The sequence below is a fragment of the Blautia segnis genome, assembly GCF_014287535.1.
Taxonomy (GTDB): Bacteria; Bacillota; Clostridia; order Lachnospirales; family Lachnospiraceae; genus Blautia_A; species Blautia_A acetigignens.
In genome coordinates, this window is record NZ_JACOOT010000009.1 from 1 (window position 1) to 22,571 (window position 22,571).

The 22,571-nt window shown below is 40.5% G+C and carries 23 protein-coding genes and 3 pseudogenes; 11 read left to right on the forward strand and 15 right to left on the reverse strand.

Annotated features, from left to right (window positions below; translation table 11 throughout):
* Positions 1-291: 291 nt before the first annotated feature.
* The 3 genes from H8S54_RS03405 to H8S54_RS03415 form a co-directional block, all read right to left on the reverse strand.
* Positions 292-759 (reverse strand): Hsp20/alpha crystallin family protein, encoded by a 468-nt coding sequence (locus H8S54_RS03405; RefSeq protein ID WP_117849513.1) that lies wholly within the window; start codon positions 757-759, stop codon positions 292-294.
* 449 nt (positions 760-1,208) lie between these two features.
* Complete coding sequence (locus tag H8S54_RS18055) at positions 1,209-1,823, reverse strand: site-specific integrase (RefSeq protein WP_243176613.1); 615 nt, start codon at positions 1,821-1,823, stop codon at positions 1,209-1,211.
* Positions 1,808-2,677 (reverse strand): IS701 family transposase, encoded by an 870-nt coding sequence (locus H8S54_RS03415; protein WP_243176616.1) that lies wholly within the window; start codon positions 2,675-2,677, stop codon positions 1,808-1,810. The genes H8S54_RS18055 and H8S54_RS03415 overlap by 16 nt, the downstream gene beginning before the upstream one ends.
* 651 nt (positions 2,678-3,328) lie before the next feature.
* Between H8S54_RS03415 and H8S54_RS03420 the strand changes: the two genes are divergently transcribed.
* Positions 3,329-4,687 carry an MATE family efflux transporter gene (locus H8S54_RS03420; RefSeq protein ID WP_117849520.1) on the forward strand — a complete coding sequence of 453 codons (1,359 nt, stop codon included), beginning with the start codon at positions 3,329-3,331 and terminating at the stop codon, positions 4,685-4,687.
* Positions 4,688-4,802: 115 nt separating this feature from the next.
* Here H8S54_RS03420 and H8S54_RS03425 read toward each other — a convergent pair whose 3' ends face one another.
* The 5 genes from H8S54_RS03425 to H8S54_RS03445 all read right to left on the reverse strand — a co-directional run bounded on the left by H8S54_RS03425 (position 4,803) and on the right by H8S54_RS03445 (position 10,796).
* Positions 4,803-5,660 carry a reverse transcriptase domain-containing protein gene (locus tag H8S54_RS03425; protein ID WP_330385722.1) on the reverse strand — a complete coding sequence of 286 codons (858 nt, stop codon included), beginning with the start codon at positions 5,658-5,660 and terminating at the stop codon, positions 4,803-4,805.
* 357 nt (positions 5,661-6,017) lie between these two features.
* On the reverse strand, positions 6,018-7,313 hold the full coding sequence (gene ltrA / locus H8S54_RS03430; RefSeq protein ID WP_186900932.1) for a group II intron reverse transcriptase/maturase: 1,296 nt from the start codon (positions 7,311-7,313) through the stop codon (positions 6,018-6,020).
* Between the two features lie 757 nt (positions 7,314-8,070).
* Positions 8,071-9,360 (reverse strand): IS110 family RNA-guided transposase, encoded by a 1,290-nt coding sequence (locus H8S54_RS03435; RefSeq protein ID WP_186900933.1) that lies wholly within the window; start codon positions 9,358-9,360, stop codon positions 8,071-8,073.
* 182 nt (positions 9,361-9,542) lie between these two features.
* The gene (locus tag H8S54_RS03440; protein ID WP_243176618.1) at positions 9,543-10,499 is read right to left on the reverse strand and encodes a PDDEXK nuclease domain-containing protein; all 957 of its coding nucleotides are present in this window, start codon (positions 10,497-10,499) and stop codon (positions 9,543-9,545) included.
* 150 nt (positions 10,500-10,649) lie between these two features.
* Complete coding sequence (locus tag H8S54_RS03445) at positions 10,650-10,796, reverse strand: hypothetical protein (protein WP_173767103.1); 147 nt, start codon at positions 10,794-10,796, stop codon at positions 10,650-10,652.
* A gap of 264 nt (positions 10,797-11,060) precedes the next feature.
* On the opposite strand from H8S54_RS03445, the pseudogene H8S54_RS03450 reads away from it, so the two are divergent.
* From H8S54_RS03450 to H8S54_RS19280, 3 genes and pseudogenes are all read left to right on the forward strand, one after another.
* A pseudogene (locus H8S54_RS03450) lies at positions 11,061-11,273 on the forward strand (SAM-dependent methyltransferase); the annotation flags it as partial.
* 168 nt (positions 11,274-11,441) lie between these two features.
* Positions 11,442-11,729 (forward strand): annotated as a pseudogene (locus H8S54_RS19275) (ATP-binding protein); the annotation flags it as partial.
* A gap of 72 nt (positions 11,730-11,801) precedes the next feature.
* Positions 11,802-12,254, forward strand: a complete 453-nt coding sequence (locus H8S54_RS19280) for a DUF4143 domain-containing protein (RefSeq protein WP_408610254.1) — start codon at positions 11,802-11,804, stop codon at positions 12,252-12,254.
* Between the two features lie 606 nt (positions 12,255-12,860).
* On the opposite strand, the pseudogene H8S54_RS03460 reads toward H8S54_RS19280, so the two are convergent.
* Positions 12,861-12,962: pseudogene (locus H8S54_RS03460) on the reverse strand (TnpV protein); the annotation flags it as partial.
* Between the two features lie 172 nt (positions 12,963-13,134).
* Between H8S54_RS03460 and H8S54_RS03465 the strand changes: the two are divergent.
* The 4 genes from H8S54_RS03465 to H8S54_RS03480 all read left to right on the forward strand — a co-directional run bounded on the left by H8S54_RS03465 (position 13,135) and on the right by H8S54_RS03480 (position 15,487).
* Positions 13,135-14,046: an AraC family transcriptional regulator gene (locus H8S54_RS03465; protein WP_186900934.1), complete on the forward strand. Its 912-nt coding sequence runs from the start codon at positions 13,135-13,137 to the stop codon at positions 14,044-14,046.
* 88 nt (positions 14,047-14,134) lie between these two features.
* The gene (locus tag H8S54_RS03470) at positions 14,135-14,737 is read left to right on the forward strand and encodes an HDOD domain-containing protein (protein WP_117849523.1); all 603 of its coding nucleotides are present in this window, start codon (positions 14,135-14,137) and stop codon (positions 14,735-14,737) included.
* 11 nt (positions 14,738-14,748) lie between these two features.
* Positions 14,749-15,351, forward strand: a complete 603-nt coding sequence (locus H8S54_RS03475; protein ID WP_186900935.1) for a sugar O-acetyltransferase — start codon at positions 14,749-14,751, stop codon at positions 15,349-15,351.
* Positions 15,341-15,487 carry a hypothetical protein gene (locus tag H8S54_RS03480; RefSeq protein WP_173767099.1) on the forward strand — a complete coding sequence of 49 codons (147 nt, stop codon included), beginning with the start codon at positions 15,341-15,343 and terminating at the stop codon, positions 15,485-15,487. Before H8S54_RS03475 ends, H8S54_RS03480 begins: the two co-directional genes overlap by 11 nt.
* A 69-nt stretch (positions 15,488-15,556) precedes the next feature.
* Here the strand turns inward: H8S54_RS03480 and H8S54_RS18060 are convergent, their stop codons facing one another.
* Together H8S54_RS18060 and H8S54_RS18065 are read right to left on the reverse strand one after the other, a co-directional pair.
* Positions 15,557-15,967: a hypothetical protein gene (locus H8S54_RS18060; RefSeq protein ID WP_243000112.1), complete on the reverse strand. Its 411-nt coding sequence runs from the start codon at positions 15,965-15,967 to the stop codon at positions 15,557-15,559.
* A gap of 16 nt (positions 15,968-15,983) precedes the next feature.
* A complete protein-coding gene (locus H8S54_RS18065) occupies positions 15,984-16,523 on the reverse strand; it encodes a hypothetical protein (RefSeq protein WP_243176620.1) in 540 nt (179 codons plus the stop codon).
* Positions 16,524-16,701: 178 nt separating this feature from the next.
* Between H8S54_RS18065 and H8S54_RS03490 the strand changes: the two genes are divergently transcribed.
* Positions 16,702-17,154, forward strand: coding sequence for a MarR family winged helix-turn-helix transcriptional regulator (locus tag H8S54_RS03490; protein ID WP_186900936.1), 453 nt, complete (start codon positions 16,702-16,704; stop codon positions 17,152-17,154).
* The gene (locus H8S54_RS03495; RefSeq protein ID WP_117849526.1) at positions 17,151-17,921 is read left to right on the forward strand and encodes a sulfite exporter TauE/SafE family protein; all 771 of its coding nucleotides are present in this window, start codon (positions 17,151-17,153) and stop codon (positions 17,919-17,921) included. Before H8S54_RS03490 ends, H8S54_RS03495 begins: the two co-directional genes overlap by 4 nt.
* Positions 17,922-18,222: 301 nt before the next feature.
* Here the strand turns inward: H8S54_RS03495 and H8S54_RS03500 are convergent, their stop codons facing one another.
* The 4 genes from H8S54_RS03500 to H8S54_RS03515 are packed head-to-tail and all read right to left on the reverse strand — an operon-like array spanning position 18,223 to position 21,282.
* On the reverse strand, positions 18,223-19,068 hold the full coding sequence (locus tag H8S54_RS03500; protein WP_186900937.1) for a metal ABC transporter permease: 846 nt from the start codon (positions 19,066-19,068) through the stop codon (positions 18,223-18,225).
* Positions 19,065-19,778: a metal ABC transporter ATP-binding protein gene (locus H8S54_RS03505; RefSeq protein ID WP_186900938.1), complete on the reverse strand. Its 714-nt coding sequence runs from the start codon at positions 19,776-19,778 to the stop codon at positions 19,065-19,067. Before H8S54_RS03505 ends, H8S54_RS03500 begins: the two co-directional genes overlap by 4 nt.
* The gene (locus H8S54_RS03510; protein WP_021925373.1) at positions 19,775-20,851 is read right to left on the reverse strand and encodes a metal ABC transporter substrate-binding protein; all 1,077 of its coding nucleotides are present in this window, start codon (positions 20,849-20,851) and stop codon (positions 19,775-19,777) included. Before H8S54_RS03510 ends, H8S54_RS03505 begins: the two co-directional genes overlap by 4 nt.
* An 11-nt stretch (positions 20,852-20,862) precedes the next feature.
* Positions 20,863-21,282, reverse strand: a complete 420-nt coding sequence (locus tag H8S54_RS03515) for a Fur family transcriptional regulator (protein ID WP_186900939.1) — start codon at positions 21,280-21,282, stop codon at positions 20,863-20,865.
* Between the two features lie 228 nt (positions 21,283-21,510).
* Between H8S54_RS03515 and H8S54_RS03520 the strand changes: the two genes are divergently transcribed.
* Positions 21,511-22,467: an L-lactate dehydrogenase gene (locus H8S54_RS03520; RefSeq protein WP_186900940.1), complete on the forward strand. Its 957-nt coding sequence runs from the start codon at positions 21,511-21,513 to the stop codon at positions 22,465-22,467.
* The last annotated feature ends 104 nt before the right edge of the window (positions 22,468-22,571 follow it).

Below are 22,571 nucleotides of genomic sequence, written 5' to 3' on the forward strand. Positions count from 1 at the left end.
GGCAAAGACAAAAAAGTAGAAAAAACACCATGAAAAAATGACAAAACAGAGAAGCCGCAATCCAGCATAAACACTTGGATTGCGGCCATTTTTAACCTACTTTACCTGCAAAAGTCAGGTTATAGCTAAATCAGCATGTATTGTCAAGATGACAAACTGTCGTTTCCCAAACTTTTCCCGCAAAAAAAGATGCCGTGGAATCATTTTTCAACGATCCCGCGGCACCTTCCAAGCTATTCACTTATTTCACCTTTTCTCCCGGGTCAGACTTCCCGACGAAAGGAAAAATCATTAGCCTTCAATGGCAATATGTTTCTTCTCTTCCACTGCTGGTTTCGCTTCTTTCTTCGGAACGAACAGTTTCAGAATACCATGCTTAAATTCGGCCTTAACATCCTCCTGCTGAATATCCTCGCCTACATAAAAGCTTCGGCTGCAGGCACCTGCGTAACGCTCCCTGCGGATATAACGTCCGGATTCTTTTTCTTTCTCATCTTTATCAAGGCCTTTCTCTGCGCTGATGGTCAGATAACCATTCTCCAGAGAAGCTTTAATCTCATCCTTGGTAAATCCAGGAAGATCTACAACCAGCTCATAGCCATTGTCCATTTCCTTAATATCAGTCTTCATCACATGACTGGCTCTCTTGCCATAGAGCTTCTTCTCTGTGTCTTTAACTGCTTTATCATCATAATAGAATGGAAAATCATTAAATAAATCATCAAATAAGTTTTCTCCAAAAATACTAGGCATTAACATAAGTCATCTCTCCTTTTTATATATGCTATTTACCTTGTTTCCTGGAACTCAGGTGGTGGAGAATTCATAGAGCTTTCATTTCTTTTCTCTCTTTTTATCCTCTTCCTTTGTTCTAGTTGTAATATAGCACTTGTTATTAGCACTGTCAAGAGGTGAGTGCTAATTATTTTGTGAAGATTTTGTGAACGCTACAAGCCATGCAAAATGGTGAAAATAACGCCCCGCAAGTTTACTTGCGAAGGCGTTTATTTTTGCTATTTTATAGGGCGACAGCCCTACAGCGAGGGAATTCTTTCCCGAGCTGTGCATGGCGTATCTCACAGCTTCACAGGGATTTTCACTTTCTTTCGCACTCGATTTTCTTGATTTAACCACATTTTTACGACAAATCTTTGGAAAAATATATTCGTCTGATTTTCTTACCACATTTTACGACAACGACTTATGGTTTATACCACAGCAGGTACGGTTTCCGGCAGGTGCATTTTAGACATTTCATTCTCCACATGAGACTTTTCTGCAATATGATTGTAGACATTCATGGTGATCTGTGCATCTGAATGGTCTTCGCTACGGTCGGCGCTAAACGGATGTCCATTCTTTGTATTGAAGATGAATCCACTGCGTCCTCCAATCTCCACATTACTCTGCAAACCAAGCATCAGATTCAGTTCTCTCTGCTTACGGAACGCATCATATACCATCTGCGTCATAGGAATATCTCTGATATCTGCATCCGTTTTGGTTTCTGAATTATGGAAACAATATCCTTCACCGCCTTCATAATACACAAGCTGTCCACCTACATGAATCTCCCGGTTCTTCATATCCACATAGACTTGTTGATGAATCAGCTGTTTTAAGGCCTTTGTCATAGCATTTGATTTTATATGTGTTTCGATATTTTTCACGAAAGTGGCAAAAAATATCTGACTGCGAATGCCCTGACTTAATTCAAAACGAAACTCCTGTACGCTTTTTGTACGATACTCAGAAAAATGTTCGTTCTGATAGGGCAGAATCTTCATGGCACAGTAACTGATGTTAATCAGATTGACAAGCATTTCAATCCCTTTGCAGCTTCGCACCATATAGTTACAAAAAGACCAGAACGTTTTCTGTTCATAGTAGCTTGTTTCAATATTCCTAATGCCGATATCGGTATTATGTTCCACCGGAACGAGTACAAAAACAGCGGAATATATTTCATCCTGTCACTTCCTGTCTGGTTTAATGGTTCTTTTTCCTGCCAGGCACAGAAAATCTGCAAGTCTTCCGGGAAAATGGTGCTGAAAAACAGGCGTTTTGTACCGTGTTCTTTTTCAGTAGCGGTCACATAAGCCTGAATTTCCCGACATCCAAAAAGGTTGGTGATCACACGGTGTGCTCCGATATAGTAATCTCCGATCTTTTCATTGGAAAAAGCAAAATCTGTTTCAACAGAAAGTCTCTTCCCATGTTTGGCGGGACGTCCTCTGCGGCCGGTATGTGCAGAAGCATACATGACAGAATCAATCCTGGCATTGCCGATAAGATCCAGATTCAGGTATTCATCAACGATTGAAACCAGATTTCGCTTTGTGTACCAGCTGTCACAGAGGATAATAACCTGCTTTTTCTCCTGAAATTCAGGCATGACCTGACGGATCATGGATGCAGCAAGTTCCAGCTTTGATTCTTTTTTCTGCCACATGCGATATCCAAGAGGAAGTGAAAGATAAGATACCCTGTCATTCTTCCATACAGGTGTGCAAAGCATAATACTTACAAAGCAGTGTCCATTCAGATAATTGGAACCATTATGTGCGGCATGGTCAAAGAGTTTTGAAACATTCTCAAACCGAGTTCCTGCCTTTGCTACCATGGTATCATCCACACAAAGAAATATCGGCTGTGTTGCCAGTGAATCCGGTATCATTCTCAAAGCAACTTTAGCTGTGATATTCATAAAGTGGGAATAATCAACTTATGCATAGGAACATGCGTGGTAAAAGGTATTGAGGGATTTTGTGGTAATCCCAGACAAAAAGTGCTGATATAAAAATCGAATGGAATGTACAGATTCCAATGTTAGTATTGATAAAACGAGTAAAAACAAAGTATCTGCTGTTGGAGCAAAAAAAGTTTCAAAATAAATCAAAAAATATTTGTGAAGTCTACCAGTCAGAGTCTTTTCGTTGTATAATGTCTTTGTCGTACAGGGTCACTTTCCTTTGTAATGTTTTGGAGCAAACTCATTATACATCAGAAAGCCCTGTACGATATTTTTTTATGAAAAAGTTGTAAAGTGGTGGTCATATTTGTAAATAGCCATTGTCTCTACAGAATATATTGCTGCAAATATAAAGTCTCCATCCATAATTTATTGCTTTTTGCAATTGAAGCAGGGGACTTAACTGATTCAGTTAATATATCTACAATAACAGATAAATTTATATCATCCGGATGAAATATTATATTTCATTTTTCACGTTAATGATATAAAATTATCAATGTAAATATCAGAGCATATTTGAAAAATCATTCTCAATCCTTTTCAAATATGCTCCGGAAAGGAACTTTTATACCAATGAAAACCAGGATTCAGGATATGACCTCCGGTTCGCCGGGACGGTTGATCATTCTTTTTGCAATTCCCCTGATGTTGGGGAATATCTGTCAGCAGCTTTATACAATGGTGGATACCATGGTCGTTGGCCAGATTGCAGGTGTAGAGGCTCTTGCAGCACTGGGCGCTGTTGACTTTCTGATGTGGGTTGTCACAGGAATATCCACCGGACTCACCCAGGGATTTTCCATTCAGCTTTCCCAGTATTATGGGGCAAAGAATTTCGAAAATCTGCGTAAATCTCTGGCACACAGTTATCGGCTGACCGCATTCATCGCAGTGGGAGTATTCATTCTCAGCCAGTCCTTTGCTTCACTGATATTAACAGGACTGCATACACCTTCCAATATTATCGGAATGTCTCTGTTATATCTGCGCATCATTTTCTGTGGAATCCCGGCCACAGCCGCCTATAATATGTTTGCCTCTGCCCTAAGGGCTATGGGAAACAGCAAAACACCACTGACTGCAATGATCATCGCATCTGTGCTGAATGTTTCACTGGACATCCTTTTTGTGGCAGGCTTCGGATGGGGTGTTGCAGGAGCAGCAATCGCAACTGTAATCGCACAGAGCTTCTCTGCTGTTTACTGTTTCCTGATTTTACGCAGAATTGATATCGTTCATCTGACCAAAACAGATTTTATGCCTGCCTCCGGCATGAATGCCCGCCTGATGAAGCTTGGCATTCCTGTTGTATTCCAGAATATCATCATCGGTGTGGGCGGTCTGGTAGTCCAGTATGTGATCAATGGCTACGGTTTCCTTTTTGTGGCAGGATTTACAGCTACAAATAAGCTTTATGGTCTGCTGGAAATGGCAGCTATTTCCTATGGATATGCCATCGTTACTTATGTGGGACAGAATCTGGGAGCCGGAAAGATTGACAGGATCAGGAAAGGTGTCCGCAGCAGTATGCTGCTTTCCCTGCTTACCTCACTGATCATTTCTGCTGCCATGTTTTTATTTGGAAAAAATATTCTCTCACTTTTCATTTCAGGTGAACCACAGCAGACACAGCAGGTACTGGCAATTGCTTTTAAATACCTCTCTATTATGGCTGCCATGCTCTGGGTTTTGTACTTCCTGTACGTGTACAGATCTGCACTTCAGGGGCTGGGAGATACCTTAATGCCTATGGTAAGTGGTATGGCTGAATTTGTCATGCGTATCAGTGCTGCACTGATCCTTCCCCATTTCATCGGACAGGACGGTATTTTCTTTGCAGAGATCGCAGCATGGAGCGGAGCCACTATGATTTTATGCATCAGCTATTATGTGCGGATGCATAAATATAATTATAGCAATCCTCTTAATTAATGCATTTGAGACAGTTCAGCAGAGTGCAAAAGACAACATGATTTCACCCCAAAAGAAACGGCTACAAACCCAGTAAATATGTGATAACATATCAATGGGCATTGTAGCCGTTTTATCATCTTGCAACTTTTATTTCTTCCGGATACAAAGATTTATGGATACATTCTCCATTGCACCATACCTGGAATCCTTTTTCCCGGTGATATTTTTCTCCGGTTTTATCATAGATAATGCTCAGTTCTTTTTCCTGGCATTTTATTTTTTCCAGTCTGTAGCAGGACCATTCATCCGGAATCGTAGGCCGTATACGGATTTCTCCGTTTTCCATTACACCGCTTTTCAGATAGCGCTTTATCAACTGTACCACACGTTCATCTTTTACATTCTTCCGGAGAAGATTTATGAGAATTTCATGATTAAGAGTATCGAAGTACTTTGACAAGTCAAGGACTACAGCAAATGTATAGCCTTGTTCGGCATACTCCTTAACCTTAAGTATTGCATCTTTTGCACTTCTGTTCGGACGATAGCCATAGCTACCATCTGCAAACAGCGGTTCATAGATTGGCACTAACTGTTGGGTTATTGCCTGTTGAAGTGTACGGTCTATCACTGTTGGTATGCCAAGCTTTCGCACACCACCATCTGGTTTTGGAATCTCAACTCGTCTTACTGGAGACGGAGTATACTTTCCACGATAAATGCGGTCGGTTAACTCTTGTTGATGTTCCTTTAGATATGGAAGAGCCTTCTCAATGGTCATGCCATCAATTCCCGGCGCTCCCTTGTTTGCCTTAACTCTCTTATATGCTCTGTTAAAGTTGTCTTTATACAGTATCGCTTCCAAAAGTCTCGGCTGTGCACTGTCTCTTTCTTTCCATATCCGATTGAATGACCTAGACGCTTTCACATACCCTTCATGTTCCGCATTATCTCTTTGCGAACAGCCATTGTTTTCAATGTTTTCTGCCATAGACGGTCATTCCTCCCTATATAGTCAAGTCTTTTTTCCTTGAAAATCAAAGATTTTTTAGTGTTTCATCAATAAATATCTCAGAAGAAGGAGCCATAGGAATGGACATTTCTCTGTATCTGGTACGAAAATAGTGGATTTTGGGTGCACGAAGTAAAACGTCTTCTTATTTCGTTTTACATGGCCTTGTGTGTACCCATCCATCTACGGCAGCGAACCTCCCATGTCTACCAGGATCATCAGTCTATGCCGAGTCCTAACTTGTCGGGTAGAAACACCTATTACTAAGTATATCCCCCACAGATCCGTACGTGCCCAATTCAGGCATACGGCTCTTCACGACACTTATGCCTCAGATTATCCATATAGGCTCACATAAATACGTGGTCTTACTATAGGATGCTCCTTCAAAAATTGATTGAATCCATCCCATGTATAACTTTTCCTCTGACTACGCCTATTCATCCAAAAATAAAGAATCTGAATAACTCTCTTACGGAAGTTATCCATCATTTGATAGTTATCACTTATTCCATAATAATGGTAATACCCGATTAAAATCTGATTTACTTTTGCAAGAATATATTTCTTCTTTTCAAATCTCATGTCGCGTATAGTGATATTCATCTGTTTACATTTCTTCCGATATTTCTTATTGGCAGTTTTATGTTTTACTCTGAAATTACCGTTTCGGCTTTTGGAACAATAATGAGTGAAGCCTAGGAAGTCAAATGTTTCTGGTTTGTTCCCCTGTCTTTTAAGGTTATCAGCAGTGAATCGACCAAAATAAATTAATCGAGTCTTTGATTCCTCTAAGGACAGCCCGAAGTGATTCATCCTTCTCTTAAGATGTTCATAAAAGAGTTCTGCGTCATTCTTATATTGAAAGCAGCACACAAAATCATCCGCATAGATAACTATGTCTGCATATCCTTTTAGCGGTGGTCTTATTTTCTCATTAAACCACCATATAAGAACATAATGCATATATATGTTCGCAATTATTGGTGAACATACGCTTCCCTGTCCGGCACCGAATTCGTCAACATAAAATTCTCCATTCTTAAGAATACCTGCTTTGAGCATCTTTTCTACCAGTCGGAGCACACTGCTGTCTGTAATTCTTGATGAAATAAATTTCATTATCCAGTCATGATTCAAATTATCAAAGAAGCCTTTTATATCGGCATCCAGTATATAATTCGTCTTATGTCCTTCAATCATGTCATTTAGCATTCTTATAGCTCCATGGCAGTTGCGGTTTGGTCTGAAGCCGCACATATTACTGTAGAAGTGGGGTTCAAAGACCGATTCCAAAACTTTCCTAAGTGCTTCCTGAACCAGTTTATCTTCATATGAATAGATACTAAGAGGTCTGGTCTTACCATTCTCTTTTGGCATTTCCACTTTACGTGCTGGTCTAGGCCGATAGCTTTTATTCTTAAGCTTCTCCACTAGCTGTTTTAGATTGTTATCAAGATTTGAGTTATATTCTTCTTTTGAAATGCCATCAATCCCGACCGCTTTTCTGCCATCCATTTTGTAGTGGCATTCTTTAAGCATCTCAATGTTAATCAAATGCCCAATAGAATTAAATTTCATTTCTGGATGTTGTTTTGATAATTCTGAGATTCTCTCAAGTTTTGTTGTCATTATTTGTCCTACCTCTGAGTGTAGATAATGTTTCCCTTTTGATATGATGTCGTGTGGCTGGATATATGTTATCCGTTCTCGACTTCCCTCCAGTGGCATTATCCACCTTCATTAGTACTATTCGGCCATCCGACTACCTATACTCCATTTGATTTCCTTTTCTCATTCGTACGTCATACCTGTTAACACAGGAAAGTATAGGTTCTCCCCAGGTAACATACAGACATTGTAAAACATGGCTGGCTCTCAGACTCCGCCGTAGCATATGCTTCCTAACCCAAACAGAAACATACGTATTGTCTTCCGTCCGAAAGAAAACGTCGACCTACGGGTTACGTAGATTTCGGAGCTCAATCACTTTCAGCCCTATTTCCTAACTGTTTACACTTAGAATACATCGTTACCTCTGTATCCCCAAAACTCGCTACCAGTGGTGCGGCTACACCTTACTGGATGAGATTTCCACTCATTAATCTGTATGCCCTTCTGGGCGTACCTCTCGTCCCGCCTGTCCATAACCAGGGTGTCAGCTCAGCTCCTTTACAGGGTCATGCCCTCTGGAATATATTCCTGCCGACTACTGGCTCATTCTTTGTTTGTTGTATTACTGACTTCTTTCCTGTAACAGCACCTTCCGATGGACGCTTTCCTGTTACATTCCATTTACTTCTTAATTCCAGCTATCATGGCTGGTCTCAGCCTTCCAGTTCCCTCTCTGAAGGACTCAGACCGGCCATGATACACTGTTTCTTTCTCTTTATGCTGCTGGCTGTATTTCTGGTCTTACGATGTCATTCAGCATCTTCTGACCATCATAATCTACACCTTTGGTTAGTATCGTATAAAATATCCGGATCAGCTTACATGCCACCGCTATCACTGACTGCATCTTTTTCAATGGATTTTTCTCCCTTGTCCGGTAATAACTATGGATCTCTTTGAACTCCTTGTTTTTTCCGATCACGGATATCGCAGATTCATACAATGCATATCTCAAACGCTTTCTTCCTCTGTGACTGATCCGGCTTTCTCCGTTGTGTTTCCCGGAGCTGTCCGCAACAATCGCATAACCGGCAAGCTTCTGCACCTGCTTTGGATTATCAAAACGTCCAATGTCTCCTACTTCTGCAATAAAGCAGCTCACCGTCTTTATCCTTATCCCATTGATCTTCATCAGCTTATCTATATAGGGAATCTCAGAAAGCGTTTTCTCTATCTCTTCCATAAGTTCATCCATCCGTTTCTTATATCCTTCGTAATCTTCCAGCAGGTTTCGGATCTCTTTTCTGGCACTTCTTGGTGCTTCCGTATTTCCGATGCTGTGCTCCGCTGCTGTTACCAGGGTCGTTGCCCTCTTAATCCCAGCGCCTTTCAGCCTTGCATCTCTCCATATCTTGTTTACACCTTCCACTCCAAGTTCCCTGATATCACAGGGCATCGGTGCCTGTTTGATTACCATCAGTCCGCTTACTGCATCCGGATTCCTGTAAACGTCTTTGATCTCCGGAAAATAAATGCTGAACCAGCGGGCCATCCTGTTTTTGATCCTTGTGATCTCTTCCTGTGTCTGAATTCGAAGGTTAGACAGATTTCTGATCTCTGCATAGATCCCGGTTGGAATATATGGATATGAGAATCTTCCTTCATTTACCAGACCTGCAATTGTTTTTGGATCTTTACGGTCATTTTTACTTGGATTATTGTCATCCAGCTCTTTGGATTTCTTGACATGATGCGGATTCACATGTACCGGCTTCATTCCCTGTTCCTGCAGGTACGCTCCAAGGTTCAGCCAATAGTGACCTGTTGGCTCCATTTCTGGAATAATAACTTCCATTCCGTGTTTCTCTGCTATATCGTCCATCCATTCTTTGAATGCTGCAAATCCAGCTTCATCGTTACTGAAAGCAAACGGCTTCTTTGAGTACTCATAATTGCGCCAGCTAAAAGCCCTTGCATAATGGGTTTCACTTCCCACATCAATACCAATGATTAAAGTTTTTTCCGTAATAGATGCAATTTTTGCGTTCTGTGTGTTATAATTCATTTCAAGTACCTCACTGTTTAATAAGATTTTTTACTAACCGTGCAAAGTCAGTAATCTTATTTTACTCTGAGGTATTTTTTTCTCAACCTTCTTTCTCGGAATTCCTTATATTTAAATTATACAAGAAGCTCCTTTCTGCTACAATATATTTATGGTTAATAACCCTTACAGCCAGTAAGGAATTATCCATCTTGTTGCTTAAGCTGTATAATGATGGAGCAATAGGTATGTGTAATTTCCGACGTTTTTAAATCAATCAATACAAAACACTTCAAAATGTAATTGTAAAAAACAAGATCAATGTAATAATCTTCTTTTTCAGTTCGAATATGCTGTTGTCTCGCTACAAACGCATATCCTTTCCCCAACTCCATGAGAAATTTTTGAATATGCGTGATAATTCTCTGCTCCAATTCGCTTTCTGTAAAGTCTGTATTAGAAGATAATCCAAGAAATTCTGCTATTACTGGATTTTTGATAAATTCCAGCTTATCAGCCTGATAAGAAGCTGTCAGTTCTTTCATTTCTTTTTCAACAGGTTCTACATTTTGAGACATGAGCATTCGGTAATAATACTGTGAAGAAATATTCCGTTGCAAAGTCCGAACTGACCATGTTTGCTCCTGTGCTTCTTTTGCATACCATGCCCGTGCCTCTGCTGATGTTTCCTGAAGCAAAATTCTATAATGTGTCCATGACAAGGGACGCCCAGACTTTGGACGCAGTGAGTCCAAAATTTGAGGAAATTCCTGATGAAATTTCACATATTTATACAGACTACTAAAATCAAAACCTTTACCATATTTTTCTTTTAATTCTGCTGATAGCTTTTTCATAGTTTTTTTGCCATAGTCCGCTTTTCCATTTTCATTCAGACACTCTATAGCAATTCGTTTTCCCAACAACCAGTTCCTTTGAACCAGAATTGTATCGACAGCCGTGTACGCAATACTTTGTGCACTCTCCACGATTTCGCATGTATCAGCAAATAAATCTCCTGTTTCATGATAAGCAATCATACTTTTATTTAATTTTGGACTCGGTGAATCCAAACTTGTTTTTTCTTTTTCAGAATGTTTTTTTCCATCAAAGCAACCTCCTTTTCGATAATTGTTGCGACACTGTCGCAACTTTTCCATTTTGAAGTTCCAGATTGACACCCCAAAACGATTTCTTTAAATCTCCAAAATCTATGTTCTTATTTTACCCCAACTCTTTCATTCTGCCTACTGCTATTTCATGTTCACATATAATAATGATGTCGCAATCCACGACCTCATCGCCTTCATTTAAACATAAATCAATTCCTTGAGAATAATCTCTTCTGCAATCGCTTTGTGTTGATTAGCAGCTCTTACCCAGACCATCTGTTCACCTGACTTATAAGTAAGGTTCGAGATCAGATATCCATTTACATTCGTGTACGTTAATTTCATTTTATTAGCACTCTCCATTTCTCATCATTTTTTGACCACAAATTTACGACATTTACGACAAATCTGACACTGCTTTACAATACCAGACAAAATGACTGATGCCTCGGAAAGCCTGTAAAACAGGCACTTCCAAGACACACAAAGCAGGACAAAAATCGACTTCCATTATCAAGAGGTGAGTGCTAATTATTTTGTGAACTCTTTGTGAATTTGTGATTGTTTGTGATTTGTGATTGTGAATGTTCACAGATATTGTTCAGCCTTCCGGAACAGGCAACAAACTGGGACTGGTTCTCTGAAAAGATTATAAATGCCGGAAGACCAATCAAGGCATTGAACCTTTTTGCCTATACCGGATGTACAACACTTGCAGCAGCTGCTGCCGGAGCAAGCGTAACGCATGTAGACGCATCCAAAGGTATGGTTGCATGGGCAAAAGAAAATGTAGCTTCTTCCGGATTATCTGACAAGCCAATCGGCTCCCTGTTATAATACCCATCAATACGCATATACTATCTATATCTCTATCCTCATTGAACAAGACAACTTATTCATAATATTGTCTTGCGCACAAGACAATATTTTCTAGAAGCCAATGTCAACTATTGCTTTGTTGGTATCAGAAGAACCGGAAAGTCATATATGATGTATCAACAAATAAAACAATTAGAAGCCGATGGAATTCCCTTGTCCCAAATTATTTATGTAAATTTTGAAGATGAGCGTCTTTTGGAAATGACTGCTGAAGATTTAAATCTCATTTTAGAAATTGGATTAGAAATATCCTAAACTGATATCAAGCCATATTTATTTTTAGACGAGATTCAAAATATTAACGGGTGGGAGAATTTCGTTCGCAGAATTGCAGATATGAAGTATCGAATCAATATTACCGGCAGTAATAGTAAAATGCTAAGCAGCGAAATAGCTTCCACTTTAGGTGGGCGTTTTGTTATTATGAATATTTATCCATATTCTTTCTCTGAATATCTTATTGCAAATAATATGACAAAGAATTACCTGGATGTTATTAGCACCAAAGACAGAGCAGATGTCCAAAATCAATATAACAAATATGTAACCTATGGAGCATTTCCAGAATTAGTTGAGATAAGAAATAAACGAGCTTTTTTAAGCAGTATCTATCAAACTGTATATCTCGGTGATATTATAACCAGAAATAAAATCACCAATAATTTTGCAATAAGGCTAATCCTAAAGAAAATTGCAGAATCTGTCACAAAACCTTTATCGTATAACCGACTGACTAATATATTAAAAAGTAGTGGAATGTCTATCGGTAAACAAACCGTAATAAACTATGTCAGCTATATGACAGACTCCTACCTGCTCTTTACTCTGCAAAACTATGCCGCCAAACTTGTAGAAAAAGAAACTTCTCCTAAGTATTACTTTATGGATACCGGACTTCTAGGACTTATGCTGCTAGACTGCTAGACTGCAAATCTGCTCAGCTGGAAAATCTTGTTGCAATCGAGCTGATGCGACGTTATGGTACCGAAAATGTCTATTTCTTTGAGAATAATGTAGAAATTGACTTTTATGTACCATTAGACAATCTTGCTATCCAGGTCAGTATGCAGGTTCTGGATAACATAGATACAAGAAAACGTGAAACCAGAGCCTTTGTGATGCTAAATAATTTTATCCCCAACGCCAAATGTATTCTCATTACTAATAGCGAAGAGGCGGTTATTGATTGCGATGGAATCAATATTGAGGTAATTCCTATTTGGAAATGGTTGTTGGATAACTAATCGGTATACGGTGCTTTCAATAGTTGACGTGCACGGGCTGGTAAACTGTGGCTAAATCATAATAGCCACTGTTCCCAGTTCTTTCAACAAGGATTCCCTTACCGAAAGCACACACTGGTGTGTTCCATATTGCTCTGTAAATACATACGGTAGCGTACGTCTGCCGCCATAACCATTTTCTGTTCCACTGCCATTTGAAGTGCCAAACTGGCATTTCAAGTTACTTTACCGCACAATCATTTCTTATGAGTTCCCAAAATCTTCCCATTTTACCCTATTTTTCTCATTCTGCCCACTGCTTCAAAATCACTTCTTCCCGTTCTCTGGCTGCCTTATCTACTTCCAGAAGGTGTTCTCCAATTGTATCCTGTAAAAGCATCACCTGAGTGCTAATTATTTTGTGAGGCTTTTGTGACCTGGCTTTGTGCCTTTTTGTGACGCTACTATTTTTTATAATCTTCCGAATGCATCTGTTTTGATTGATTGACAATTACCGAGCTATTCCCGTATATTTAACCCATAAAGCAGATACAAAATCCCAGACGTACAGGTGATCAGACATGAAAAATATCCATAGCATTGAATTTTATACCGGAAGCAAGGAAGAATTGCTTCCCGGTTTTGAAAAAGATTTTCCCTATATCGCTTCGAGGGCAGAACTTGACAAATATATAGGGTGTTATGTACCGTGGCACTGGCACAGGACAGTGGAACTTTTTTATATGGAAAGCGGCAGCATTGAATATGATACGCCAGGAGGAAAAATATTGTTTCCGGCTGGAAGCGGCGGCATGATAAATCCCAATGTACTCCATATGACAAAAGCAATATCGCAGAAAGAAAAGAATATACAGTTACTTCATATTTTCGACGTATCCTTACTTGCTGGAGAACAGGGAAGCAGGATTGATCAAAAATATATTTCGCCTGTCATAACAGCCCCGCAGATTGAGGTAATCCCGCTTTTTCCGGGCAATGCAGAAGAAGAAAGGATTTTGAAACTGCTTGCTGCCTCATTTTGTTTATCCGGTGATGAATTTGGATATGAAATAAAACTACGGGAAGCTCTAACGGAAATATGGCTCATGCTTTTTGAACTTTCTCGTTCTATGCGTGAAAAGAAAAATGAACATAACAAAAGCAACGATAAAATAAAGCTGATGATGATATACATTCATGAACATTACAGAGAAAAAATATCTATTCCGGAACTTGCTGCGGCAGCATATTTAAGCGAAAGGGAATGTTATAGAGTGTTCCATGACTGTCTGCACATGACACCCGTAGAGTATATAACAGCTTACCGTTTACAAGTTGCCTGTCAGATGTTGGCAAAGGGGCAGGAAGCTGTTACTGTTATCAGTCATGAGTGTGGTTTAGGGAGCAGCAGTTATTTTGGAAAGGTTTTTCGGGAATATGCACATTGTTCACCTATAGAATATAGGAAAAAATGTCAGAATAGTGATAGGTAATGGCGGAAAAGAAATATTTTTCCTATGTCTTTTGCATTATAATGATACTTGTAAAGAAAATCAACAATTTACAGGAGGTGAACGCAAGGTGGTAAAACTGAACATTCAGACCGCGGAACTGGCATTAAGGGAAGCGTCAGAATCCAATCCGGGAGCATGGGCAGACCATTCCCGGTTTGTAGCCGAAGCATGTAAAAACATCGCATCACATTGTAAAGATTTATCTTCTGAACAGGCATATATTTTCGGGCTGTTGCATGATATTGGACGCTATGCCGGAGTGAGTTCGGAAAGGCATCTGATAGACGGCTATCGGTACTGTATGGAGCGCGGATGGGAAAAAGCTGCACAGATATGTATATCCCACGCATTTATGATACAGGATATTGCCACATCTATCGGTGAGTTTGACGTCAGTGATGAGGATTACCTGTTTATGAAAGAATTTGTTGCAAATGCGGTATATGATGATTATGACCGTCTTGTACAGTTATGTGACGCATTGGCTATGCCGACGGGGTTCTGTCTTTTGGAAAAGCGATTTGTAGACGTGACAATACGGTACGGCGTTCACACGGCGACAATAGACAGGTGGAAAAAGATTTTAGAGATTAAAGAACAGTTTGAAAATCAGATTGGCTGTTCTATCTATTCTCTGCTTCCGGGCATTGTGGAAAATAGTTTTCGTTAAGGAGGGATATTATGTATTACGAATCCAGTGATTTTTTGGAAACTGCGGACAGCGATACATTAAAGCAGATTGCCCGCACAAGGGAATTGACACGGGAATATTATTTTTCTGATTATGGAGATATGGAAAAACGCACTTCCATTCTTCGGGAGCTGTTGGGTGGAATGGGAGAAAATGTGGCAATCGACACGCCTTTTCATTGCGACTATGGGAAAAATATATTTTTGGGAAATGATGTGATAATCAATATGAATTGTACCTTTGTGGATAACAAAACTATCCGAATTGGTGACAGGGTATTGATTGCGTCAAATGTGCAGATGTATACATCTTCGCACCCTGTATTGCCACAGGAAAGGCTTGTGCCGGATTGGAGGGAACGCAAGACAACATTTTTCAGAACCTATGCACGTCCGATAGAGATAGAAAACAATGTCTGGATTGGCGGCGGCTGTATTCTTCTTCCCGGAGTCACTATAGGAGAAAACAGCGTGATAGGGGCTGGAAGCGTGGTTACCCGCCCTGTCCCTCCTAATTGTGTTGCAGTAGGGAATCCATGCAGGGTACTACGTTATTTTGATACAGACAGGGAAAGGTGGCAGCATGAAGTATAAGCATATTGTTTTTGACATTGACGGTATTACTATTAAGATTCCCACTATGAAAAGCACAGCTACGATTGCCAGAATCCTGATAACCCATACTTCTCCACCTGTATATGCTATTTTCTGGTTAAATCCATTATCATAAGTTGGATATACCAGCCATTTACAAAATCGAACATACCACATGAATGGAGTCATGAAAAAATCTATGAAATCATGTTGAAAAGCACCATTCTGTAGAATTGCAAACAGAACTACCATAATGTATCCCATTCCCCAGAAATACTCCATACATTCCAGTCGCATAGAATCGTTTATTTAAATCCTGTAAAGAAATGCTGGACATATTGGTGATTCCAACTACATGCTGGATCAGCGATACTGCCACAGACTCTCCGGTTCCACCATTTCCTTTCAGTGTAAGGAATTTCTGAAACTGCGTATCCTGTGTCATGCAGTATCCAAAATACTCCCAGAATGTCTGCTGTTCTTCTTTGTTAGGAAGAGACGATGCAAGATACTTTTTGATATTTTCTCCACCCTGCAATACCTGCTCCCTGTCCTCCGGATAATAGGGAAATGGTATCTGATTGATTGTCAGATAATCTGGATTGTGTTCCAGCATTTCACCCGTAACCGGATCATAATATCCATTTTACCCCATCATGGTCTTCCAAGAAAACACCATGCTCATAATAATACGGTGTGATTCCCACCACAAAAAACTGAACATTCTCCACCAGATAATCTACAATCTCCATATCCCGGACACCTTTCACATTCTCTTTTGCATCAAATAAGTGAAAACAGCTCAGTTCCGGTTCTTCTTTTGGATCTCGCTCAAACCGAAGAATATACTGTTCCAGTAATTTCTCAACTTCTTTCTGATTATCCAGTTTGCCAAGATACTCTTTCTCTTTGAACAACTGCCAGCCTGCTTTTCCATCAAGACCAGCGTCTTTGAAAAATGTCAGTAACTTATCATTTACCCACTTCACTGAACAGGAAGCCACATAATGATAGGCACTCTGACAGCTTCCAGTAAACTGAATAGCTCTCATTTCTTCTATAAAGGAATCTGCACTGAAATAATATCCGTCATCTTCCTGGACCAGACAAAATGACTGATGCCCCGGAAAGCCTGTAAAACAGCCACTTTCGGGATACACAAGACAGGACAAAAATCGACTTCCATTATCAAGAGGTGAGTGCTAATTTTTTGTGAAGAATTTGTGAACTTGTATATCCTTATGTAGAGACTTTCCTTTTTTTACTATCACATATTGACATATTGCAAAATTTATTCTAATATTAGAATGTTTAATTTTAGAATAATCGCAAAGAAGGTGACACTACATCATGAATCCAATCGACCTTATCTTCATTAGTACCAAAACCATGAAGGCATACGAAGCCTTTTGTCAGCCTGTATGCAAAAAATTCCAGCTGAATCAGACCAGCTTTGATGTACTTATGTTTCTGGCAAATAACCCAAAATACAACACAGCCAGAGATATCTGCGAAATTCGCGGAATTCGCACCGGAATTGCGTCTGTAGCAGTTGATTTTCTGGTATCAAACGGCTATCTGCTACGACAGCCAGATGACATAGACCGACGAATCTGGCGTCTGCTCATCACAGAAAAAAGTGCTCCCATCATTCAGGAAGGTCGGGCTGTTCAGCAGGAATTTGGAAAGCGCCTGACTCATGGTATCTCAGAAGAAGAGCTTGCAGCTTATACACAAATCATACAGAAATTCAAAGAAAATATTCTTGCAATTACCCACAATAAGAAAGGAGAATTATTATGATTACAACTGTCATTGTCTGTATTCTTGCCGGACTTGGTGCAGGACTTGGCACAGGCTTCGCCGGAATGAGTGCAGCTGCGGTAATCAGCCCTATGCTGATCACGTTTCTCGGAATGGACCCTTATCAGGCAATCGGAATTGCGCTTGCCAGTGATGTACTGGCCAGTGCAGTTTCTTCCTATGAATATGGAAAGAACAAAAACCTGGATATCAAAAACGGTCTGGTAATGATGTTCACTGTCATGATTTTTACCTTTATTGCCAGCTTTCTTTCCAAATTTATCTCAGGAAATACTATGGGAAGCTTTTCCACTTTTATGACTATGCTTCTCGGTATTAAGTTTATTGTGAAACCAGTTATGACCACCAAGGAAAAAATGATGGCTGTTGACAAAAAAACCCGCATTATCCAGTCCATCCTCTGCGGCACTGTAATTGGTCTGATTTGTGGTTTCATAGGTGCCGGCGGTGGAATGATGATGCTTCTTATCCTTACCTCCGTACTTGGTTACGAACTGAAAACCGCAGTCGGAACAAGTGTCTTTATCATGACCTTCACCGCATTTACAGGTGCTGCCAGTCACTTTTATCTGGGCGGTATGCCAGACATTACCGTTCTGGTTCTCTGTGCTGTAAGCACTTTGGTATTTGCCCGCCTTGCTGCTGTATTTGCGAACAAAGCATCTGCCAAAACACTGAACCGTGCACTTGGCGTTGTGCTTACCGTTCTTGGCGTAGTTATCCTGGCGGTAAAATTTTTCCAGTAGCAGCCAGATTACACCTGCATTAATTGCTAAAAAGGACAGACAACTCAGTATTTTTAAACACTGTTTTGTCTGTCCTTTTTGTTACTGCTATTTTATGAAGTTAGGGTCAAAAGGTCTTTTGCCCCTAACTTGATATCTACGAATTGCTCCGCAGCAAAGCTGCTCCCGCAATTCTCAAACATTCGGAATCCGCTGATTTACTGCGTAAATCGCTACTTCCTCATGTTCGGCGGGTCCCAAGTTCAAACGCCTTATCGTGCAAGCACGAACGGCTTTTTGATCTTTTGCCCCTGATATCATTTTATCTTTCCAATATTTTTCCTATAATGCTTGTTACAAAAAATGCGGCTATGTCTACTGCCACAATAGTAGAGCCAACTGGGGTTCCTCCCAGTATAGAAATAATGATTCCAAAAAACGCACACAGCACGGACAAAATTGCTGAACAAATAATCACAGCCCGAAAGCGCTTATAGAGCCGCATAGCTGACAATGCTGGGAAAATAATCAGCGCAGAAATTAAAAGAGAGCCTACCAGATTCATGGCAAGTACAATAATTACCGCCGTAATCACCGCAATCAGCAAATTATACACATCTGTTTTTGTTCCTGTCGCTTTGGCAAAATTTTCATCAAAGGTTACTGCAAATATCTTGTGATAAAAAACCACAAACAAAATCACCACAATGGCAGAAACAACTACGCAAAGCCATACCTCCGTTCTCGTCAATGTAAGAATAGAAGTGGAGCCAAACAGACTGCTGCACACATCTCCGGAAATATTGGCACCCGTGGAAAATACATTCATCAAAAGATATCCCACAGCCAGCGCTCCCACTGAAATCATTGCAATTGCTGCATCTCCCTTTATCTTTGTGCTCTGACCGGTTCGAAGAAGCAGCACAGCACAGATTACTGTCACAGGCATTACAAACAGCATGTTGTTACTGAAATTCAGTACTGAAGCAATGGCCATAGCACCAAATGCCACATGAGAAAGTCCGTCACCGATAAAAGAAAATCGCTTAAGCACTAAAGTAACGCCTAACAGGGAAGAGCACAACGCAATGAGAATTCCAACGATCAGCGCATACCACACAAATGGATACTGAAAATAAAATGTCAGCTTTTCAATAATTCCGCTCATGCTTTTGCCTCCTCTCCTGCAGTCACAAGATGTTTCCCAATCTTACTATTCATATATTCCTCTTTTGTTCCAAAGAAAAGTCTGTGTCCGATATGAAGCACATGACTGGCGTAATTTGCCACTTCCCCAATGTCATGTGAAATCATAATAATTGTTACATGATCTTCTTTATTTAATTCACTGATAATCTGATACATATCCGCAGTTGCCACCGGATCCAGGCCGGAAACCGGCTCATCCAGAAGAAGAATTTTTCTCGTAGCACATAAGGCTCTGGTAAGAAGCACTCTCTGCTGCTGTCCACCGGAAAGCTCTCTGTAACAACGATCAGCCAGATCGGTAATTCTTGTTTTTTCCATGAGTTCTCTGGCTTCCTTCTTCTCGGCCTTGGTATAAAACGGGCGAAGTCCCATTCTGCCCAGAAAGCCGGACATAACAATCTCTTCTACAGATGCCGGAAAGTCTCTCTGAAGAGCTGTCTGCTGAGGAAGATATCCAATCTCATTGATTTTCAGTCCATCCCCCATGGTAATGGTTCCTGCCATAGGCGACTGCAGATGAAGAAGAGTTTTCATTAACGTAGATTTCCCTGATCCGTTTTCTCCTACAATACAAAGATAATCTCCGGAATTTACGGTAAAGTTCAGTCCTGACAAAATAGCTTTTCCCTCATAGCCAAGAGTCAGATTTTCACATGTGATCAGTTTCATAATGCCTCCTTCAGAATCTCAAGATTATTTTCCATGATAGAGAGATATGTAGTTCCCTCTTCTACTTCCTTCTTTGTAACAGACTGCATGGAATTTAAAGACAAAATCTTCTGATCTTTGGTTTTCGTATTTTCAATCACTGCTTTCGCAATCTTCTGGTCTGAGTTTTCTATAGTGAATACCACCGGAAGCTTCAACTCATCTAATTTTCCGGCAAGAAATGTAATGGTTTCAAAGCTTGCATCTGTTTCCGCAGAACATCCTGTAAAGGCAGCATAATAGGTAAGCTCATAATCATCTGTCAGATAGCGGAATGGAAAACGATCTGCAAAAAGGACTGTTTTAAACTGAGACTGTTCTACAGTTGTCTTATATTCCTGATCGAGGACCGCCAACCTCTCCTCATAAGTATCTGCATTCTGCTGGTAAAGCTTTGAATGCTCTGGATCAGCGTCGGCAAGGATACTGGCAATGGTGTCACAGAAAAGAGACGCATTTTTCAAAGACAGCCAGACATGCTCGTCATATTCCAGATCATCATCATGGGTGTGTCCGTCTTCGTGGGCGTGTCCATCTTCGTCCTGCATCCCCTCCACAATTTCTTCCTCTTTCACCTGATCTCCCAGCACCTCCATCAGATTGACGACCTTTCGGTTCGGGTTTCCGGCGCCTTTCAGCGCATCAGCTACCCAGGCATCAGATTCGCCTCCTACATAAATGAATATGTCACAGGTAGATACTTTCAAAATATCCTCCATGGTAGGCTGAAAGCTGTGCATGTCAGTTCCATTGCCAAGAAGCAAGGTAAGCTCCACATTGTCAGCCTGTTCACCCAGGATTTCTTTTACCCAGTCATATTCCGGAAAAATGGTGGCTACAATCTGGAGCTTCTGACTATCTGAACCGGCATAATTTTGTCCGCTTCCATTAGCCTCACTCTGGCTTTCCGTCACACCAGAATTGTCAGCTTCCACCCCAGACGCACTTACACCGCATCCTGCAAGAAGACCTACAGTGCCTATTGTGACAGCTGACAAAAGTAACTTTCTGAATTTATTTGTTAATTTGTGCATAATCAACCTCATTATTTTTCTCTACACTCCTCACAGATTCCATAAAACACCGTCCTGGTAAAATCCCACTGGAATCCATGGTCTGCCAGCATATGCTCTCCCAGATGTGTCATCTCTTCACATTCCAGATGAATCACCTTTCCGCACTTTTCACATTTGCAATGAAAGCATAAATGCTTATGACAATGCTCATCATGTCCCAGATATTCGAAGCACGCGCTGCTGGTTCCGTCCACCACATATTTGGCAACCAGGCCCTGTTCCACCATCCGGTCAAGCTGGCGGTAAACCGTTGTAATTCCAATGGAACTTCCCTGACTTTTAAAGTATTTACATATATCACTGACCGTAACATGTTTACCTTTCATAGAGCACAGATAATTCTCCAGCTCTGTAATCTGCCTGGTACGATATTGTGCTTTTTCGCTCATTGCTTGCGCCTCCAATTTGAAAATCATTTTCATATTATAACAGGTTCTTTTTTAAAGTCAATATGAAAATCATTTTCATTTTTAACATACTTTATTTTTTTACAGTGCAATCTAAAATACACTTGTTTCTACCACACACAAGTGCTATTCTATTCGCAAGTTAATACATTAAAGCGGTTACTAATCAAATCATGAGCCGTAACCACTCTTTCAAAGGAGACTACTATTATGGAAAATATAAGTTATGGAAAAATTGTTCTGATTGGTGCAGGTCATGTGGGATCTGCAATTCTGGATTCTCTTCTGCGAATGAATCTTGCAGATGAGATTGTTGTCATAAACAGAAATGAAAAAAAAGCATTGGGGGTCGTACTGGATGCCAGCCACACCACTGCCTTTGCATACAGTGCCAATGCAAACATCCGCGTGGGTACCTACGAAGACTGTAAGGACGCCCAAATTATTATCAACACTGCAGGTCCCAGCATTCAGCCTGGCAACTCCCGTGACCGTATGGTGCTGCTGCAGACCAATGTGCAGGTGATGAAAGAAATCATGACACAGATCACTGCTTACACCCGGTCTGCTATTATTATTAATGTTTCAAATCCTATGGACATTCTTACCTATATTGCACAGACGGAATTCAACTATCCTCGAAATCTTCTGATTGGTACCGGTACTCTCCTGGACACTGCCCGCTTTAATAAAATGCTTGCCGACTTGTGTGGTGTAGATGCAAAAAATGTCACCGGGTTCGTTCTTGGCGAACACGGCGGCACAAGCTTTATTCCATGGAATGCAGTTAATATAGTAGGAATTCCTTTTCATGATTTTCAGAAGCAGTTTGGCCTGAAAGAGCCTGTTGACTGTGAGAAGCTGCTTCACGAGGTGAAGGTCAGCGGTCTGGACATTGTAGAACTGAAGGGCTACACAAGCTCTGGCATCGCCCTCAGCGTCTGCCGTCTTGTAGGAGCTATTATGCGAAATGAACGTGCAGTTGTACCGGCTTCTGTTGTTCTGGAAGGTGAATATGGTTTAGAGGGAATCGCAATGAGCCTTCCATGCGTTATTTCACGAAATGGCGTGGAACGCACACTGCAGATTCCGCTGGATAAAGAAGGTGAGAAAAATCTTAAGATCTGCTACGAGTATCTTCGTAATGTAATCGAGAGTATTTCCTGACACCATAAACAATAAAAGCTTACTACAACTTAAACATACATTTTTCCATGTCTAAATTGCAGTAAGCTTTTTTTCTTATAAAACATACCTAAAGTTAATCCCTA